Raw genomic sequence first — 18,772 nt, forward strand, 5'->3', positions numbered from 1 at the left:
ACCGTCAAGGGCCGCACCGGACAGGGGGTTTGGTCGGATGAAGCGCCCGGAGCACCACATCGCGACAGAACTGGTGAACGTAGCGGATCTTTCCCTGGACGAGCTGATGCTGTGCCCTTCGGAAGACCTTGATCGGTCTGTGCGGCGCATTCTTCGTCAGGTGGATCTGCCGGAGCCGTTGACAGCGGCGGCGACCGGAGCGTCGTGTTGAGCGGCTCGCCCCGGCGGGTCGGTGAAGAGTCACCGCGCCGGCGGGAGGCCGGTAGTTGAGGGGGGAGAAGGAGCCGGAGTTACGGCTGGCTTTCTCTTCACGTGAGACTCGGCAAGAACCCTTTGCCGTGCACCGTCTGCCTATGAGCGCGATCAACCAGCTCTCGGCAGGGGGTGGCGATCTCGCAACCATCGACCTGCTCCGTGAAGGGCAGAGAAGCAAGCGCCTCGTATTGCTCCGCATGGTCCTCGAAGCCGTTACGGCGGATCCTGCCGCGATGGGATCTCTGCCGTCCGTGAGTTCCGCCTGGAAGCTGTTCGGCAGGGTCCAGTACGAGAGCGCGCGTGCATTTGACGCGGTACTCATGCACCCCTCGACCGGAGTTTGGGCCGCACACGTTCTACGGCGCATGCGAGGCGTCAAGTCCAGCGACATTCCCTTGTGGGTGGAGGTCGGTCACTTCCATACACTGGCGGCCGCCGCCGCCATTCGGGCCGGTGTCGAGTTCTCTGCCCAGGTGCCTGTGCGGGACGGCGCCAGGGTTCATTTCCCCTCGCTCGGCACGGTCCTGCTTCCCCATGCCAGTGGTGGGGAGGCAGCGCAGCCCCGGGTCGCCACGGTGCGGCGGGCCGGTCGAGGAGCCGGCAGCACGGCGGTGATCACTCCGAGAGGTGCGTGCGTGTTGGTGCCGGACTCCTTGGAGTCGCCCGCGCCCAACTGGCGTCCGCTCCCCGTCGTCGGGGCCGCTGTGGGCCGGCACGCTCTGCGGCTCTCGCTGGATGACGTCGACCCTTACGCGTCCTTTGAAACGGCGCTGGAACCCGTCGCGTTGAACACCCAGAGTCGGAGTCGGTGGCAGACCCTGGTCGAGCAGGCATGGGAAACCCTGGTCGACAACCACGCCGAGACCGCCGACAGCCTCGCGGACGCGATGTCCTCCCTCATCCCGCTGGCGCCCGCCACGAGGACAGAGCCTTACAGCGCCACGTCGCCCGAGTCGTTCGGCGCCGCGATGATGGCACTGCCGATGACCGCCACGTCTCTCGCCGTCGGCCTGGTCCACGAGTTCCAGCACATCAAACTGGGGGCGCTCCTGGACCTGGTCACCCTGACACGGGAGGAGCACGGCAGCGTCCATTACGCGCCGTGGCGAGGCGACGCCCGACCCGTTTACGGGTTACTGCAAGGTGCATACGCGCATCTCGGCATCGTCGCCTTCTGGCGCCGCCACCGTCTGACGACGTCCGACGAAGAGGCCCTTTGGGCCGAGTTCGGCTACGCACTGTGGCGTCGCGGCACGCTGGCCGTCCTTGACGACCTGCTGGGGTCGGGCGAGTTGACGGACCTCGGCGCTGAGTTCGTGTCCAACATGCGGTCGGTCATGGCGCCGTGGTGCGAGGAACCGCTTTCACCTCTCGCGGAGTCCGACGCGGACATGGTCGCAGCCGATCACCACGGAATGTGGCGGCTGCGGAACAGTCAACCGTCCCCGTCCGGGGTCCGGAGGCTGGTGGAACGCTGGAACAGCGGTCTGAAGCCGGAAGGTTTCTGCGCGGGTGAGTCCGTCGTACGCGCCGATGCGCTGCCCCGGGAACCGGCAGTTCGGTCCCAGATGGTGAAACTCAGGTGGGAGGATCCGCGAAGGTTCGACTGGCTGCGCCGGAATCCGGACTCGGTCGGTGCGACCGCTGCCGACATCGCCCTTGCGGACGGCGACTTCGGCGGGGCGCTGCGTGGCTACGTACAGCAGGTGACGAGTCGGCCCAAGGCCTCGAGTCCCTGGGTGGGCCTTGGACTGGCGGCCAGGGCCATCGGACACACCTGCGCCGCGGCCGCCTTGTTGGAACGGCCGGAGCTGGTGCGAGCCGTCCACCTGCGGCTGGCTCACGACGCGGCGACACCCGATCCCCTCGCGGTGGCCGAGTACGTCGGCCGTCAGCGTGAGATGGAGGCGGCGGTCGCGGCCCCACCGCCGTCTCAGCTCGCCTAGGGCCTCGTCAGATGACGTACACCTCGGCATCGCAGTTGGCGCGATCGCCTCGCGAAGCGGCTGTGGTGGCCGGGTGCTCCTGCCCGAGTGCCTGACGCAAGGCGCTGAGCGTGCCGGCGTACAGTGTTTCGGCCCTCTTCGCCCGGCCCAGGACACGAAGATCGGCCGAGAGATTGAGCGCACAGGCCAAGGTGGTCGGGTGAAGCTCGCCGAACTCCTGAGTGGTGCGCCGCAGTGTCTCCTCGTCCATCTCGGCTGCGGCCTGGGCGTCTCCCAGGGCGAAGAGATCGCTGGCCAGGTTGATGGCCACGGACAGCGTGTAGGGGTGGTTGGGTCCCACGGTGGCGATGAGTCCGTCATGGGCCTGCCGGTTCAGGATCACCGCTTGCTCGGTCTGTTCCTTGCGGCGGAGCGAGACCGCCAGGTTCGTCATGACTCCGAAGGTGAAGGGGTGCCCCTCTCCGAGGCTCCGCTTGAACTGGTCCAGGGTCTTCTCGCCCAGTTCGACGGACTCGTCCAGTCTGTCCGCCTGGCGCAGTGCGATCACGAGACTCGACGCCGCGCACTGGGTGTTGATGTGGCGCTCGCCGTTGCGGCGCCGATTGCGCTCCCACGCCTCCAGACAGGCGGCGTGCCCACCCTCGTGATCTCCCGCCTTGCGGCGCGCCTCGCCCAGATGGCGCAGCGCCATCAGGGTGGCCGGGGTCTCGCTGCCCGCCAGGCGTTCGAAGCGGATCGAGTTGTTCTCCTGCATCTCGCAGGCGCCCACGTAGTCGCCGCGCTCCCTGAGATCGACGGCGAGCAGGCTGACCAGCATCATGGTGAGCAGACCGTCCTCACCGAGGACGTCGACCGCAAGCTGGAGACTCACCGCGTCGAGGTCGCGGGCGGCCGTGAACTCGCCGGTGAGGCGCAGTGCCGTCCCGTAGTCCACCGCCGCTGCGATCGCCTGCGGATCACGCTCGCCGAACGAGCGCACGGCCTGTTCGTAGGTCTCCTTGTTGAGCTTCGCGGAAGAGGCGAAGTCCCCGGCGGCGCGCAGGTCGACTGCGACGGCGCGCGCTGCGAGCAGCGTGTCCTCGTGGGCGTCGCCGACCGTCCTGCGCCGGCGCTCCAGGCTGTCCTCGTTGAGCTGCGCGGCCTCGGAGTACAGGCTGAGCGCGCGCAGGGCGTGGGCGCAGTAGCGTGCCACGCTCAGTGTCTGGGGGTCGTCGGGGCCGATGTTGGCCCGCCAGATCTGCAGCGCCTCCTGGGCGAGTTCCAGACAGGCGTCGTGGTCGCCCCAGGCGAAGAGGTAGGTGACGGTGTTGACGATGAGATTGCGTACCCAGTGGTTCTCGCACTCGACGGCGCGCGACGCCCGGATATGGGGCAACAACTCGGCGTAGCGGGGCCAGTTGGAGGTCACTCCCGGCTCGCCCGGGTCGCCGCCCGCGAGCAGGAGGTGGGCCGCCTCGCGCATCGACGCCTGCTCCGCGGGAGTCATCTGGTCGATGAGCACCGCTTGGACGAGCCGGTGCAACTGGATGCTGTTGGTGCGGTGGTCGATGCGGGCCAACGCGTACCGGTTGACCTCGCGCAGCGCCTGGCCGAGGCGGATCGGGTCGCTCAGCACCTGGCCGAGCAGCCCGGGCAGGTTGGCGTTGCGGCCGGCCATGAAGAGGCTGCGGGAGACCGGCTCGGGCGCGAAATAGGAGCAGACCTGGAGGAGCTGGAGGGCGCTGGGGTTGGTGTCCCGCAGACGGTCGAGGGAGACATTCCAGGCCGCTGCCACGGGCAATTGGTAGTCCATCGGTGGTGCGAGTTCCAACAGCTCCGCGCGACGGTTCACGAACTCTTCCCTTTTCCCTTCGAAGAGTTCGAGGTATTCCTCGGCCGGCATTCCGGTCTCGGTGAGCCAGACGGCGGCCTGTTCGATGGCGAGCGGAAGGTCGCCGAGTGCTTCGGACAGTCGATTCGCGTTGTCGTCGGTGAGCTCCGGGCCCCGGCGCCGCAAGAGCTCGACACTCTCCGCGCGTGCGAAAACATCCACCTCGATGGTCCGTGCCATGTTGACCCATTGTCCGTTTCGGGAGGTGACGAGAATCCGGCCGGTGCCGCCCTGTGGGAAGAAGGATGTGACTGTTTCCGGGCTTTCAGCATTGTCGAACACCAGGAGCCAATTGCGATAGGGCTCACCCAGTCGAAGGGCTTCCAGAACGGCTGGAACGGCAGTGTTGGCTTCGGCGCTGGTAGGCAGTCGTAGGCGTTGCGCCAGGTCCACGAAGGCGGCACGGATTTGGGCAGGTTGTTCAGCGGGTATCCACCAAACGATGTCATAGTCCGAACTATGGCGATAGGAGTATTCAATGGCAATCTGGGATTTGCCGACGCCTCCCATGCCGTGCAGTGCTTCGGGTAAAATCGCCGTGGTGCCCTGAGTCAGACGCGCATGCAGATCCTGGAGAGCGTTCACCCGTCCGGTGAAGTTCACATTCCTGGGCGGCACATTCCCCCAAACGGGTGGGGGGCTGCCCACTTTGCGCCGTTCGGCGATCGCCCGCTCCACCGGCCCCAGAGGTCGTACGTTTGCATCGCTCATCGAACCTGGCTCTCCTCTGTCCGCCGCTGCCTGTCCTTCGGGCGTCGGTGTCACTTGTTCGGAAACGGCCGATAATTTCTGTTGTGTGACCGTTTTTGAACAAGAGTCGGGCACAGGTCCGTCCGGCATGGATGACCCGCCAAATTCTAGGGGATCAATACCGCTGTCCTGTGCCGAAAAACGCTCGACCCTCGCGCTCAATCGGTCCGCCCAGGGCCGGTACGGCCCGGACAACGCACGCAGTGTGCGGATGAACGGTGCGAGATCGCCGCTCGACTCCCTCGGTATCTCCACCGTCCGCTCCGTCCAGGGAGCCGTGAGCACCTGGGCGAGGTCCCGCAGCTCGGGGACCGACACCGCCAGCCGGACGACGACGTGCAGCATCACCTCCGCGGTGGCCGTCCGCCCGCTGGTGGCCAGGAGCTCCTCGGCCACACCCGGCACGAAGGCGTACCGGTGCGCGGTCGCCCCGAACGGGTCAGCGGCCCGGCCGTCCTCCGTGACGAGCAGCCCCGAGGTGAGGACCTCGGCCATGTGGGCGGGACGCGAACCCGGTTGGGTGAGGTGCTGGACCGTCTCCATCACAGAGAGCTCGAGCGGCGCCACCGCAAGGTGCTGCGCCAGCCGGAAGGCGGTCGGGGAGGCGCCGGCGCGGAACTCGAGGACGCGTTCGGCCGGCGTCGGCAGGCGGGCCGGGCCGAGTTCCCGGTCCGGCTCGGGATCGCCGTCCTGCGCACCGGATTCCGCGGTCAGCACCCGCGCGCCCGGCCAGTCGCCGCTGTCGCCCATGAGCAGCTGCGCCCAGCGCGCCAGCCGCTCCGGAGCGAGGTCGACGACGGGCACGGCCGACCCGAGGGGAGCGCCGCCCGCACCGGTGATGCTCGCCGTGCAGTGCGGGCCGCAGGGCAGTGGCCCGGTGGCCCGGATACGGGCGGGGTCGGTGGCGATCCAGGTGCGGTGCCAGGAGCGCTGAGGCAGCAGATGGGCGACGACGACGGGCACATGTTCACCCCAGTGGGTGATGAGCCGTTGGGCGGCTCCGGTACGCCATGCGGCGCCCGCACCGTCGGTGAGCACCACGACGGCCCGCCGCCGGGGCGGCAGCACGGGGGCCGAGAGGCCGAACTCGGGGCCGGCCGGGCCGGGTCCGAACAGCCGAAGCTCGCCGTCCGTCTCCTGGTTCGTGTCGAGCAGCCGGATGCTGAGGGTACGGAAGGCGCCCAGGCCGTTCAGCAGCCGGGCGAACTCGCTCACACTGTGCCGCCAGGCGGCCATCGACACCCCGGCGTCCACGATGAGCACCAGGTCCAGCCAGCGGTCCCGGGCCGGGCGGTACCGGGGCAGCCGGGGCTCGGCCTCCACGAGGGCCTCGGCGGTCCGCTCCTCGTCGAGCTCCCGGCCGTGCGCGGAGGCGACGGTACGGCGGAAGGGGCGCAGCGCCCGTTCCAGCATCCGCCGGTTCTCCAGCCCGGGGACGGACGTCCACACGGCGGCCGAGGCGTCGACGGCCGGGGGCCGGGAGGGCGGGGCGGGGTCGTTGAAGGAGGTCGGTGCGGCCGGAGCCCGGGGCACCGGCTCCGGCGCCGCCGGTGACGGCCGCCGCGGCTCGGCCGGCGTCTCACCCCCGCGGTCCGCCGCGGGCGCCGGAGCGGGGCGCGGCGACTCGCCGGCGCGCGCACCCCGCCGGCGCCGCCGCACGGCGGAGGGCCCGCCGTCGCGGGGGCGGGTGCGCTCGGCCAGGCACATGGCGAGCCACAGACCGTCGGAGAGTTCGTACGGTGTCAGATCCGCGCTTCCCAGGGGACGGGGCGCAGGCAGCGGAGCCCGGGGGACGGCAGCCATCACGGCCTCGTCGTGTCGAGGCTGCGCCACAGCGAGTCGACCAGCCGCTCCCAGTGCTCGTCCCCTTCGAACCGGTCGGACGTCGCGAGGTGGACGCTGTTCAACAACTGGTCGGCGCTCATCCCGCCCTCGCGCGCGCTGCGGGCGACGAAGAGCCGGACGAGCTCCTGCCCGCGGGCACCGGCCCGTTGACCGAAGCGGGCCGCCACCATCGCGGCGAGCTGGTCCATGTCCGGCGGCGGCAGTTCGAGGCGCAGGCACCTGCGCAGCAGCGCGGGCGGGAACTCTTTCTCCCCGTTCGACGTGATGAGGATGAGCGGAAACGCCCGGCAGCGCACGCGGCCGCCGGAGATCCGGGCCGTCGCGCCCGGGTCGGCGGTCAGCACCTCGGCCTCCGGTTCGCGGGAGGCGATGCGGACCAGTTCGGGGATGTCGAACTCGCCCTCCTCGATGATGTTGAGGAGGTCGTTCGGCAGGTCTATGTCGCTCTTGTCCAGCTCGTCGATGAGCAGGATCCGCGGCAGCCGGTACGGCAGCAGTGCCGTGCCCAGGGGGCCGAGCCTGATGTAGTCGCCGATGCGGGTCCGGCCGTCGGCGAGTCCCGGTTCCGCCTCCGTCGCCGCGCGGTAGGCGGCGGCGTCCTGCGCCCGCCCTATGGCGTCGTACTCGTAGAGCCCGGACTTGAGCGTCGTACGGGTCGTGATCGGCCAGCGAAGGACGCGGCCCAGTCGCAACTCGCGTGCCACGCGGTAGGCGAGGCTCGACTTGCCGGTGCCGGGACGGCCCGTTATCAGCAGCGGCCGGCGCAGGTACAGGGCCGCGTTGACCATGTCCGCCTCGTCGACGTCGACCGGGCGGCGGGGGTCGCCGTCGCGCAGCGGCGGCCCGATGCGACGGGTCGTCTCCGCCTCGTCCTTCGCCGGGCGCGGCTGCAGCGGGCCGCCGTCGAAGGTGCGCCAGGGCGGCGGGCCCATGAGCAGGTCGTCGAGATCACGGGCGGCCAGGGTGCGTCCGTCGCCGTGATAGACCCACCACGGCGCGGGGTTCTGGGGACGGGGGTCCTGCCCGGTGTCCGGAACGGACCCGCCGTCGGCGGGCCGGCCGTCGCTCATGACTGCGTCCTTCCCTTGTGCTGCGGCGACTGGTAACGGCGTAACGGCACGTAGACGTTCTCCGGGTCGTCGATGAGTACGAGCAGCCCGTCGGAGATCAGCGATCCCCGGGACTCGTGGACCTTGGCGGCCAGAGCGTTGAGCTGGTTCGCCGTGAACAACTGGTCCGCGAGATCGCCCAGCCCGGGGACGGCACGGGCGGAGCGGGTCCACAGCATCGCGGGGACGCCCTCGCGCAGGGCGATGTCGTAGGAGTGGACGATCCCGGGCTCGGGTTTCCGGGGAGCGTCGAGCAGGGCGACCGCGACCACCCGTCCGTGCCGGTCCCGGCCCAGCAGGTCCTGCAGGTCGGAGGGGCTCAGGCCGCCCGTCCCGCCGCACGCGTGCCAGGAGCACTCCTGCGGGGTGTCGCGCATGCTGCGCCAGCGTCGCTTCAGCACCCGCTGGATCGACGGATCGCGCTGCCGCTCCAGGCTGCGGATCACCGTCTGGTAGTGGCGCACCAGGGAGCGTGGCAGACCGGAGGAGCGGTGGGTGGAGAGCTCCTCCACGGGCAGGTCGACGAGGTCTCGGCCGAGCACGAACTCCAGTTGCACGGGCGTGTCGAGGCCGGCCAGGGACGCCTCGCCGCTGGAGATGGCGCGCTCCACCGTCATCTCCAGATCGCCGTCCGAACAGGCGAAGTCGAGGAAGTCCGGACAGGCCGGGGAGGAGACGTCCTCCTTCGTCCACGAGGACACGAGGTATCCGTCGCCGTCGTCCTCCCGCTCGATCTGGATCGCGAGGTAGGCCACGCTCTCGGTGTGCTCGGGCGGTACGGGGACGAGCGCGGCGCATGCCGCGTCCAGCGCGTCGCGCACGCCGAGGCCGTCGGCCACCGTGGCGTTCCACTCGCGCAACTGCCGGGCCAGACGCCCGGGGGCGAGCGCGGCGACGTGCTCGACGTACAGCATGAACGGGAACAGGCCGTCCGCCCGCGCGTTCGCCTCCACCAGGTGGTCGAAGGCCAGCACGATGTCCTCGTGCCCGGGCGGAAGACGGTCGTAGGCGCCCCGGGCCGCCCGATGGATCCGGCCGACCGGCACCTTGGGGGCCTGCCGCAACAGGTCCTGGACGTCCCGCAGTCCGGCCTCCGTCAGCGGCGGCTGCACGAACGTCGAGCGCACCAGGTGATGGAACGTCTCCGTGGGGCGGGCGCCGGGGGCGAAGAAGCGGACGGTCTCGGCCAGCACCATGAGGCCGCCGGGGATGTCGCCCAGAAGCCGTACGACGTCGTAGAGCTGGCTTCGCGTGTTTACGCCCTGGAGTACGAGCCCCGCGAGGTCGACGTTCAGCCGGCTCCCGGTCACCTCCAGGCACTGGCGTCGCAGCTCCGGGTCCCCCATGGGTCTGGTGCGTTCCAGGACCTCCACGAGCCTACTGGTACGCACCCAGCCCGATGGGTCGTCGATTGTGTCCGTCATCCCCGTTTTCCCGTAAGGCATCCAGGCGCGGACGGGCTCGGCCACACAGAGTCCGGCCACGCAGAGTGTCGAATGTCCGGTCACCGGCGCCCCTCCTCCTCAAAGCGCCGCAGCTCGGCGGCGATCGATCGGACGGCGCGGGAGTCGCCTACCAACGTCCTTACAGCGCCGATGAGTTCGTCCAGGCCTCCCTCGTAGTCGGAGCTCGTGCGCACCACGTTGTACAAGTGCGCGTGCGGCTCGGGGCGTTCGGCTATCACCGAGCCGATCTCCGGCGGCAGCAGCGAGACGAGATCCTGTCGCCCGCCGAGCGTCCCGAAGTGCCGTATCGAGGCGATCAGCCGTGCGAGCTCGGCACATTGAGGTGCCGTCAGCTCCAGGGGCGCCGTCGACCTCGTCGGCTCGATCAGGGCGGCGAGCGGCGTCCACTCGTGGGCCACGGCGGCCAGCGGGAACATCCACGCGACCCGTTCGACGGACGAGCTGTAGGCGGCGACGACCAGGCCGATGACACCGCCGAGGCTCCGGTCCCACACGCCGGCCCCGCTGAACCCCTGCTGGACGGCCACGCCGTGCGCCCTGCCGTCCAGTTGCCGCCAGGCCGGGTTGGGCCCGCCGGGACCGGTCGCGGTCACATCGACCCACACCCCGTCGTCGAGCCCACGGCGTGGATGGCCATAGACGCTCACCTCGGTCGGCTGCGCGCCGTCGCCCGCGAAGAGGACCGCCGGACGGGCCTCGGCAGGCGGCCCGTCCGGCGTCAGCTCCAGGACCGCGATGTCGCCGGACGTGGGCCGGACCGGGAACCAGCCGCCGTCGACCGTCCGCGCGGGCCGCGGTCGCGCGTCGCCGGACGGCGCGAAGTCCACCAGCACCGTGCTGCCCGCGGGAACCGGCTGCTCCGCGGGGCGGCCCAGCGCCTCGGTCACGACATGCGCGCAGGTCAGGATCAGGCCGTCGCCGATGACGACGCCCGCGCCGCTCAGGCCCTCCCCGCCGGGACCTCTGACCCGAACGCGCCAGTTGCCCACGACCCAGCACCCCCCTCCAGGCTCGCGGGCGTACCCTCCCCCGGTGAAGGCCGGATCAGTCGCGCCGAGCCTGAGAAAAACCCTACGCATCCGCCGGGCTCCCGGCGAGAGCGCAGCGTGGAATGGTTGTGACCGTCCGCCACCGAGGACGGCCGGGCTCAGCGGAGCAGCAACGCGTCCCCGGAGTGCTGGAGCGCCAGGACCGCGACGGCCGCTGCGATCATCGCGAGGGACGGCACGGCGATCTGCACCGCTCCGCGGCCGCTGTCCCACGCGGGAAGGAAGCCCGCGGGAACCGCCAACACGAGCAGGACGACGGCGAGTCCGGCCAGGGAACCCGTGACGAGCACGCCGGCCCACGCCTCGAACGGATGCTGCCAGGAACCGAAGCGGGCCGCCCACAGGACGGTCGTGGTGAGCACGGTCGTCAGGGGAGCGGCGTAGAGGACATGGCCGAGCCCGCCGGATCCCCGGAGAGCGACGAGCATGACGGCACAGACGGCCCCGGCGCACAGCGCGGTCAGCACATCGAGTCGCCAGGTGCCCGTCCAGTCGCCCGCCGTCGCCGATGACCGGTATGTCAGGCGGGTCGCCGCCGCGGCGCCCGCGGCGCCGACGGCCGTCAGGGCCGGGAGCCAGCGGTGCAGGCGCCTGCGGTGTGCGGGCCGGTGGGAGGCGCGCACGGCGCACCAGACGGCCGGTACGGCGATCGCCGCCGACGCGACGGCCTTGTAGTCGCTCGACGGCGAGTAGGGACCGGTGAGCAGGGCCGCGCCGAGCACCGGGTGCGCGGAGAACAGCGTCAGGAAGACGCAGAAGTCCATGGCGAGCCACAACGCACCGCTGAACAGCAGCGTGCTGACGGCGATCACCGTCAGCCGGTCCCGGATCGTGCCGCGTCCGGCCCCGCGCCGGCGGCTCCACAGCCCGGCGAACGCCGTGCTCAGCGCGGCGGCCCCGACGACGGCCGCGGGGAGGACGACCAGCAGCGGCCAGCCGAGCATGGGCCCCTGCACCGTGGTGCCCGCGCCCTGCAGACGCACCAGCAGCCCGGCCGCCGCACTCGCCCCCAGGGCCAGGTGCAGCCAACGCGACGGGGGAGCGGCCCCGTCGCGCCGGGCGAGGGCGCCGCGCCACACCGGCAGGCCCCAGCCGACGGACAGCAACAGACCGGCGGCCAGGGCGCTGACACCCGCCGCGCTCCACGAGGTTCCGGTGAGAAGAAGGGTGGCCAGGCCGTGCACGGAGTCGAGAAGGACGGCCGCGAGCAGTCCGACGACGAGGGTGTCCAGGACGGTCGGGGCCAGTTGCAGGTGCGGGGCGCGGAGCACGGCGATGCGGCGGCGGTGGGTGGGATGGTCGGCGCGCGCCGCGTCGAGCCAGGTGCGCGCGGCCGGTCGGGGGCCGCCGAGCAGGGTCTCCCAAGGGGCGACCGACTGCCCGCGCACGGCGGCCAGGTCTGCCTCGTGCTCACGCGATCGCATGATCATCCGAGCGACGAGCGTGGCGATCACCGCCAGCACCGCAGCCCGTACGCCGTACTCGGCCCAGAAGGGCTGGGCGAGCATGCGCCCGGGGCTCGTGTCCTGCGACCGCCAACCCTGCACCGCGGCCACCAGGGGCGCGGTGAGGAGGACGGGCGGCAGCGCCCACCACACGCCGCGGGTGAGCCAGACCAGGGTGACGTCGCCCGCGGCGACGTGCCCGATCTCATGCCGGAGAATCGCCTCCGCCTCCTCCTCGCGGAGCAGACGCATGCCCCGCGGCAGGATGATCCGGGAGCGGCGGCCGCGGCCGAGCACGAACGCCTCCCGTACCTGGCCTCCGCCCCACATCACGCACGGCGGGCGCCTGACGCCCATCTCCGCGGCGATCCGGCCGGCGCGCTCCTGCCAGTCCGCCGGTGCGGTCCTCAACGGCCCGGCGCCGCGCATCAGCCGACGCGGCAGGGTCCACATGACCGCCAGACCGAGCAGCAGCACGGCCGCCGCCCCGGCCAGGGTGACCAGGGCCTGGCGCCGTTGCAGCGGTCCGGTGCAACGGCTCCAGTGCTCAGCCTGACTCTGGTCGGAGTCGGGGAAGAGGCGTCGGCCTTCCTCCCAGCACCGCAGCGCCGCCTCGGCCCACGACGGGCCGAGCACCAGGCCGTGGACGACCTGGCCCGCGAAGGCGCCGGCGAGCACCAGGGTGACGATCAGCAGCACATAGCGTGCGCCGGTGGGCGACAGGGCCCGACCGGGCCGACCCCCGGGCTCCGCCCCGGTCGCCGTCTCTGCCGCCGTCTCGGTGGCCGCCCTGAGGTCGGCGGTCGCACGGCCCTCGCTGACCGTCACCGGCCCGGTCCTTCGCCCTCGCCCGTACGCAGGACCCTGATGATCGCCTCGGCCACCGCACAGGCCTGGGCGGCGTCCGCGCCGATGCTCTCGGCCCACGCCGCGAGCGCCGTGCGGGCCGCCTGCTCCTCATCGGCGTCCATCGGGTCGGGCGTCGCTGCGTCGTTCGTCCCTTCGGCGGAGGTCCGGGACCGGCGTCGGAGAAGGCGGGCGATCTTCTCGCGCGTGGCGTCGCTGAGGGTGTCCACGGCCCGGACCGCGATGCGTTCGGTGGCCACCTTCAACAGCCAGGCGGTCACCGGAAGGATGTAGGGGAGGGCCGAGGACACCGTGATGCCGGAGGCCACGGCCGGTGTGAGCGGGGGCCGCACCACACTCTGCGGATCCTCGCGGAACTCCTCGAACAACTCCGCGTAGTCGGCACGCGCATCACCGCACATCACCGTGAAGACGTCCCGTCCGAGCGATTCCAGGACGGCCCATCCGTCGATCCCGCCGTCGATCCCGCCGATCTCTTGCGCGATGCCGGATTCCGGAACCGGCACCACGGGCCGTGAACTCCTCGCCCTGCGCGACAGAAACATGGATCCCCCCAGGCGCATGCCACCCCGTCCGCCCCGGGACGGGGCAGGAATCCACACCGTAGTGTCCGCTTCTCCGTCCACAGGGGGCGCTTCCGAAGTGATCGAAATCGTGGCGGAACATGAGACTTGCGCTGCGAAATCTGCAACCGATCGGTCGGATTACGGGTCTCGAGTGTGGCAATTTCGTCGATCTCCTGCTCCGATAGGTGACTCCGATACGCAAGGGATCTTTCTTGGAGCCCACATGGAGCTGTATCGACCGGCACGACGACGGTTACGGCGCACCGCCCTGATCGGCGGACTGAGCGTGCTGCTCCTCGCCGCGGGCCCGGCCCCGGCCCCCGGGGCTCCCGGCGCCACCGGCAGCCCGTCCCACCGCGTCGCCGCCCTCATCGCGCGGATGACGCTGGACGAGAAGCTGTCCTTCGTCCATGGCGACACCGACCCCGAGGCGCTCGGCCAGGCCGGATACATCCCCGGTGTGCCCCGCCTCGGCATCCCCGAACTGCGCCTCACCGACGGCCCGGCCGGCGTCCGGGTCAACGCGCACGCCACCGCGATGCCGGCGCCGGTCGCCCTCGCCTCGTCCTTCGACGACCGGCTGGCCCGTACGTTCGGCCAGGTCATCGGGCGCGACGGCCGTGCGCTCGGCCAGGACGTCCTGCTCTCGCCGATGACGAACATCATCCGGGTGCCGTACGCGGGACGGAACTTCGAGACGTTCAGCGAAGACCCCCTGCTCAGTTCCCGCATGGTGGCCGGGGAGATCGAGGGCGTCCAGAGCCAGGGCCTGATCGCCACCGTCAAGCACTATGCGGAGAACAACCAGGAAGACAACCGCATGGGCGTGAACGTCAATGTGGACGAGCAGACTCTGCGCCAGATCGAACTGCCCGCTTTCGAGGCGGCCGTAAAGGCCGGCGCCGGGGCGGTGATGTGTTCCTACAATTCGGTGAACGGCAGCCACGGCTGCGGCAGCGACGAACTGCTCAATTCGATCCTGAAAGAGCAGTGGGGCTTTCGCGGCTGGGTCATGTCGGACTGGGGCGCGACCCACGCGACCACCGATATCGTCGACGGCCTCGACCAGGAGATGCCGAGCGCCGCCTACCTGGGTGCCGAACTGAGGACCGCGATCCAGAACGGCACCGTCCCGATGTCGGAGCTGAACGACTCGGTCGCCCGGATCCTGGGCCGGATGGAGAAGTTCGGCCTCCTCGACGGCAGGTCCGACCAGCGGCCCGCACGCGACCCGGAGGGCGGCGCCAGGGTCGCGCAGCAGGTGGCGGAGTCCGGGGCGGTCCTGCTGAAGAACGCCGGCGGGTCGCTTCCGCTGACCGGCGAGGACACCAGCATCGGCCTGATCGGCCCGACCGCGAGGACGCCGAAGGTCACCGGCGGCGGCAGTTCCAACGTCGTGCCGGACTTCGCGGCCTCGCCGCTGGACACCATCACCGAGCGGGCCGGCGCGGGCGCCACGGTGCGCTATGCGGCCGGCGGCGACATCACGGGCCTCCCGATCCCGGCGACGGCCCTCACCCCCGCCCTGCCGGTCGGCCCGGACGGCACCGTGACCGTCACCCCGGAGGAGTCCTTCTTCCACACCGGCACGCTCACCGTGCCGACCGAGGGCGACTACTCCTTCGTCTTCGACCTTCCCGCGGCCTATGGCGCGGTGCTGATCGACGGCAGCAGCGTCCTGACCGGTTTCCTCGGGACCAGCACCGCCAGGGTGCACCTGACGGCCGGCGCCCACAGCTTCGCGGCCGGCGCCCTCGCCATCCAGGGCGCGCCGACGAAGGTGCGGCTGAACTGGGTCACCCCGCAGGCCGCGCAGGCCGCCCGGGAGGAGGCCGTCGCCCTCGCCCGCCAGGTGCGGACCCCGATCGTCTTCGCCTACGACGACGGCGCCGAGGGCGTCGACCGCAAGGACCTCGCCCTCCCGGCGGACCAGGACGGGCTCATCTCCGCCGTGGCCGAGGCCAACCCGAACACCATCGTGGTCCTCAACACCGGATCGTCGATCACCATGCCGTGGCTGTCCGAGGTCAAGGCCGTCCTCGACATGTACTACCCCGGTCAGAACGGGGCCGAGGCCACCGCCCGGCTGCTCTACGGCGATGTGAACCCGTCGGGCAGGCTCAGCCAGACGTTCCCCGCCGACGAGTCGGTCACCCCGGTCGCCGGCGACCCGCTCAGGTACCCCGGAGTGGACGACCAGGAGTACTACTCCGAGGGCGTCCACGTGGGCTACCGCTGGTACGACAAGGAGCGGGCCGACCCGCTGTTCCCCTTCGGGTACGGGCTGTCGTACACCTCCTTCTCCTACCGCGGCCTCCGGGTACGGCAGCAGCACGGCGAGCTCACCGTGTCCTTCACCCTGAAGAACACCGGCGCCCGCGACGGCGAGGAGGTCGCGCAGGTCTACGTCGGCGCGAGCCCGAGGACCACCGCGCAGCAGGCGGTGCGCTCGCTCGCCGGCTACCAGAAGGTGCATCTGCGCGCCGGTCAGTCGAAGACCGTCCGGATCCGGGTCGACGCCCAGCAGTTGAAGTACTGGGACACGTCCGCCCACGCGTGGGCGCTCGGCACCGGGAATCGGGGCGTGTGGGTCGGCGGCTCGTCGCGGACGCTCCCCCTGCACACCGGCGTCGACGTCACCCGCTAGACCGGCCGTTTCCCTCCTCCCCCCCCACACACCAGAGGTGCCCATGACTGCCCGCAGGCTCCGCAACGCCTTAGGCACCGCGCTCGCCCTGGCGCTCTCCGTCGGCGGGCTGCTGCCCGCGACCGCCTCCGCGAGCGCGTCGACCGCTGCGTCGTCGACCGTCGTGTCCACCGACAAGGGCGCCGTGCGCGGCGCGACCTCGAAGGGGGTCGAGAGGTTCCTCGGCATCCCCTACGCCGCGGCGCCCACCGGCGCGCTGCGCTGGAAGCCGCCGCAGCGCGCGGCGCGGTGGACCGGTGTGCGCGAGGCCGCCGACTTCGGCGACCCCTGCCCCGTGCTGCCGAGCGGCAACGGACCGCGCAGCGAGACCGAGGACTGTCTCGCCGTCAACGTGTGGCGTCCGTCGGGCGTCAGGGCGGGCGCCCGCCTTCCGGTGCACGTGTTCATTCACGGCGGCGGCCTGACCAACGGCAGCGGCTCCCAGATGGACGAGTCGAAGCTGGTCGGCGAGACAGGCGTCATCGGCGTCTCGCTCAACTACCGGCTCGGCGTCTTCGGCTTCCTCGGCCTGACCGGACTCACCGAGGAGAGCGGCGAGTCCGGCAACTACGGCTTCCTGGACCAGCAGGCCGCCCTGCGCTGGGTGCAGCGCAACATCGCCGCGTTCGGCGGGAACCCCGCCGCGGTCACCGTCGACGGCGAGTCCGCGGGCGGCTGGTCCGTCTGCGGACATCTGGTGTCGCCCGGCTCACGCGGTCTGTTCGCCCGCGCCATGATCCAGAGCGGGTCCTGCGTCAGCCGGACGCAGACGCAGGCGGAGACCGCGGGAACGGCGTTCGCCCAGCGGGCGGGCTGCGACGGCCCCGACCAGCGGGCCGTTCTCGGCTGTCTGCGCTCGGCTCCGGCGGGCACGCTCCTCGACGCGAGCAGTGCCTTCCCGGCCCAGTTCGTGGCCGGAACCCCGACCTTCCCCGTCGGAACCCGCGAGGCGGTGGACAGCGGGCGGTTCACCCGCGTCCCCGTGGTCGTCGGCGCGACCCGCGACGAGGGCCGCACCTTCGCCGCGGGCTACATCGGCGCGGGGGAGGACGTCTACCGCGCCTTCGTCCGGAGCGTCGCCGGCGACCGCGCCGAGGAGGCCTTCGCCCGCTACCCCTGGCCCGAGACGTCCGACCGGTTCACCGCCGCGTACCTCATCGGCGCGATCATGACCGACTCGGGAATGATCAGCGGGATAGGCGGGTGCGGGCTCCGCTCGCTGGCGCGGAGCCTCGAGCGCTACACCCCGACCTACGCGTACGAGTTCAACCACCGCACGGGCCCCGGCCTGGCGCAGATCCCCGGATACGAGTGGGGAGCCGGCCACGCCGCCGAACTCGCCTACATCTGGCCGAGCTTTCACAACGGCACGCCCATCGCCCCGCTGTTCGACGCCGGCGAGCGCCGGCTCGCCCGCGAGATGGTGCAGTACTGGGGCGCGTTCACGAAGACCGCCCGGCCGGACGTCGTCCGGCAGCCGGCCTGGCCCCGTTACCGCCCGGCCGCGGGCGGCCTGATGCTCTCGCTGCAGGCGGGGGGCCGGAGTGCCCTCGTCGACGACGACCTGTACGCCGCGGAACACCAGTGCTCCTTCTGGGACTCGACGCCGGTCACCGTCCGACAGGCTCCTTAGACACGGCGACCACGGCGACCACGGCGACCCACGGCGTGGTGCCTCCACCGAGCCGCCGCTCGGTGGAGACACCGGTGGCTGCTCAGCCGCAGGAGCCGGTGAAGACGTCCACCTGGTCGCTGTTGCTGCTCGCCACGACCAGGTCCTGGGTGCCGTCGGACGTCAGGTCGGCGGCCGCGGCCTCGTAGGCGCCGTCGGACGTCAGTTCGGTCAGCGCGGTCAGTCCGCCGCCCGACGTGCCCTGGAAGACGCTGACGGAGCTCCCCTTGAGGGAGGAGACGAGGACGTCCGTCACCTCGTCGCCGTCCACGTCGGCGGCTCCCACGGCCACCGGCAGGGCGGACGTGGTGTAGGCGACGGAGTCGTCGAACGTGCCGTCGCCGTTGCCCGCGAACACCTCCAGGGTGTTGGAGCCGTTGCTGACGGTGGCCAGGTCGGTCTCCCCGTCGCCGTCGAAGTCGCCCTGGGCGATGGAGTAGAGGCGCGCCACGCTCGCGTACTCGGTGACGGCGCCGAAGGTTCCGTCGCCGTTGCCGAGCGCCACGCTGACGCCGCCCGCCGTGGCGACGCTCGCGGTGGCGATGTCCAGGTCGCCGTCGTCGTCGAAGTCGGTGAGGACCAGGCCGTGCGGCCTGGTCACGGTCACCGCCTCGACGTCGACGGTGAACGCGCCCTCGCCGTCCCCCGTCAGCAGGCTGACGCCGCCGCCCTGTTCCTCGGCCACCGCCAGATCGAGGTCGCCGTCCCCGTCGAGGTCGCCCGGGACCAGGGAGCGGGCCCCCGCGCCGACGGTGTACTGGACGGCGGTGCCGAAGGCGCCCGCGCCGGTGCCGAGCAGGACGCTGACCGTGCCGCCGGTGAAGTCGGCGGTGGCGAGGTCCGGGTTGCCGTCGTCGTCGAAGTCGGCGATGACGGACTGGTAGGGCTGGTCGCCCACCGGGTACTCGGTGGCCGCGCCGAACGTGCCGTCGCCGTTGCCCAGCAGGACGGAGAGCGAGTCGCCGTCGTTGTCGGCCGCCACGACGTCCGCGTTCCCGTCGCCGTCGAGGTCGCCGGTCACCACGTGGCGCGGGTTGTCGCCGACGTCGAGGGAGGTGGCCGACCGGGTGAAGGCGATGGCGGACGAGCAGGCGGTGGTCTGTGCCGCGAGCGATCCGGTCGCCGACGCCAGGGCCGCGACGCTCGCGCCGATCGCCAAGGCGCCGGCCGTGCCGAGGACCAGAACGCGACGGGCCTTGCGTTTCCTGTGGTTGCTCATGAGAGCGAGCCCCTTCGATGGAAGTCA

At 71.4% G+C, this 18,772-nt stretch carries 10 protein-coding genes; 3 read left to right on the plus strand and 7 right to left on the minus strand.

All coding sequences use genetic code 11. The features are described 5' to 3' along the window. Positions 1 to 353: 353 nt before the first annotated feature. Positions 354 to 2,201, plus strand: coding sequence for an aKG-HExxH-type peptide beta-hydroxylase (locus tag ACWD4O_RS13445; RefSeq protein ID WP_451279821.1), 1,848 nt, complete (start codon positions 354 to 356; stop codon positions 2,199 to 2,201). Between the two features lie 7 nt (positions 2,202 to 2,208). On the opposite strand, the gene fxsT is transcribed toward ACWD4O_RS13445, so the two are convergent. The 6 genes from fxsT to ACWD4O_RS13475 all read right to left on the minus strand — a co-directional run bounded on the left by fxsT (position 2,209) and on the right by ACWD4O_RS13475 (position 13,111). Further along, a complete protein-coding gene (gene fxsT, locus ACWD4O_RS13450) occupies positions 2,209 to 6,624 on the minus strand; it encodes an FxSxx-COOH system tetratricopeptide repeat protein (RefSeq protein ID WP_451279822.1) in 4,416 nt (1,471 codons plus the stop codon). Then, on the minus strand, positions 6,624 to 7,736 hold the full coding sequence (locus tag ACWD4O_RS13455) for an AAA family ATPase (protein WP_451279823.1): 1,113 nt from the start codon (positions 7,734 to 7,736) through the stop codon (positions 6,624 to 6,626). Before ACWD4O_RS13455 ends, fxsT begins: the two co-directional genes overlap by 1 nt. Further along, positions 7,733 to 9,199, minus strand: a complete 1,467-nt coding sequence (locus ACWD4O_RS13460; RefSeq protein ID WP_451279824.1) for a VMAP-C domain-containing protein — start codon at positions 9,197 to 9,199, stop codon at positions 7,733 to 7,735. The genes ACWD4O_RS13455 and ACWD4O_RS13460 overlap by 4 nt, the downstream gene beginning before the upstream one ends. Before the next feature lie 80 nt (positions 9,200 to 9,279). Beyond that, positions 9,280 to 10,230 carry an effector-associated domain 2-containing protein gene (locus tag ACWD4O_RS13465; protein WP_451279825.1) on the minus strand — a complete coding sequence of 317 codons (951 nt, stop codon included), beginning with the start codon at positions 10,228 to 10,230 and terminating at the stop codon, positions 9,280 to 9,282. Between the two features lie 158 nt (positions 10,231 to 10,388). Next, positions 10,389 to 12,563, minus strand: coding sequence for a M48 family metalloprotease (locus ACWD4O_RS13470; RefSeq protein ID WP_451279826.1), 2,175 nt, complete (start codon positions 12,561 to 12,563; stop codon positions 10,389 to 10,391). Continuing rightward, positions 12,560 to 13,111, minus strand: a complete 552-nt coding sequence (locus ACWD4O_RS13475; RefSeq protein ID WP_451279827.1) for a hypothetical protein — start codon at positions 13,109 to 13,111, stop codon at positions 12,560 to 12,562. Before ACWD4O_RS13475 ends, ACWD4O_RS13470 begins: the two co-directional genes overlap by 4 nt. A gap of 280 nt (positions 13,112 to 13,391) precedes the next feature. Between ACWD4O_RS13475 and ACWD4O_RS13480 the strand changes: the two genes are divergently transcribed. Further along, positions 13,392 to 15,815 carry a glycoside hydrolase family 3 C-terminal domain-containing protein gene (locus ACWD4O_RS13480; RefSeq protein WP_451279828.1) on the plus strand — a complete coding sequence of 808 codons (2,424 nt, stop codon included), beginning with the start codon at positions 13,392 to 13,394 and terminating at the stop codon, positions 15,813 to 15,815. A 43-nt stretch (positions 15,816 to 15,858) separates the two neighbouring features. Continuing rightward, positions 15,859 to 17,487 (plus strand): carboxylesterase/lipase family protein, encoded by a 1,629-nt coding sequence (locus tag ACWD4O_RS13485; protein WP_451279829.1) that lies wholly within the window; start codon positions 15,859 to 15,861, stop codon positions 17,485 to 17,487. 82 nt (positions 17,488 to 17,569) lie between these two features. Here the strand turns inward: ACWD4O_RS13485 and ACWD4O_RS13490 are convergent, their stop codons facing one another. Beyond that, a complete protein-coding gene (locus tag ACWD4O_RS13490) occupies positions 17,570 to 18,745 on the minus strand; it encodes an FG-GAP repeat domain-containing protein (protein WP_451279830.1) in 1,176 nt (391 codons plus the stop codon). Positions 18,746 to 18,772 lie beyond the last annotated feature (27 nt).

This window comes from Streptomyces sp. NPDC002623 (assembly GCF_053592635.1).

Coding starts and splice junctions, on each gene's coding strand:
- ACWD4O_RS13445 (WP_451279821.1), top strand. CDS start 354: ATGAGCGCGATCAACCAGCTCTCGGCAGGGGGTGGCGATCTCGCAACC.
- fxsT (WP_451279822.1), bottom strand. CDS start 6,624: ATGGCTGCCGTCCCCCGGGCTCCGCTGCCTGCGCCCCGTCCCCTGGGA.
- ACWD4O_RS13455 (WP_451279823.1), bottom strand. CDS start 7,736: ATGAGCGACGGCCGGCCCGCCGACGGCGGGTCCGTTCCGGACACCGGG.
- ACWD4O_RS13460 (WP_451279824.1), bottom strand. CDS start 9,199: ATGACGGACACAATCGACGACCCATCGGGCTGGGTGCGTACCAGTAGG.
- ACWD4O_RS13480 (WP_451279828.1), top strand. CDS start 13,392: ATGGAGCTGTATCGACCGGCACGACGACGGTTACGGCGCACCGCCCTG.
- ACWD4O_RS13485 (WP_451279829.1), top strand. CDS start 15,859: ATGACTGCCCGCAGGCTCCGCAACGCCTTAGGCACCGCGCTCGCCCTG.
- ACWD4O_RS13490 (WP_451279830.1), bottom strand. CDS start 18,745: ATGAGCAACCACAGGAAACGCAAGGCCCGTCGCGTTCTGGTCCTCGGC.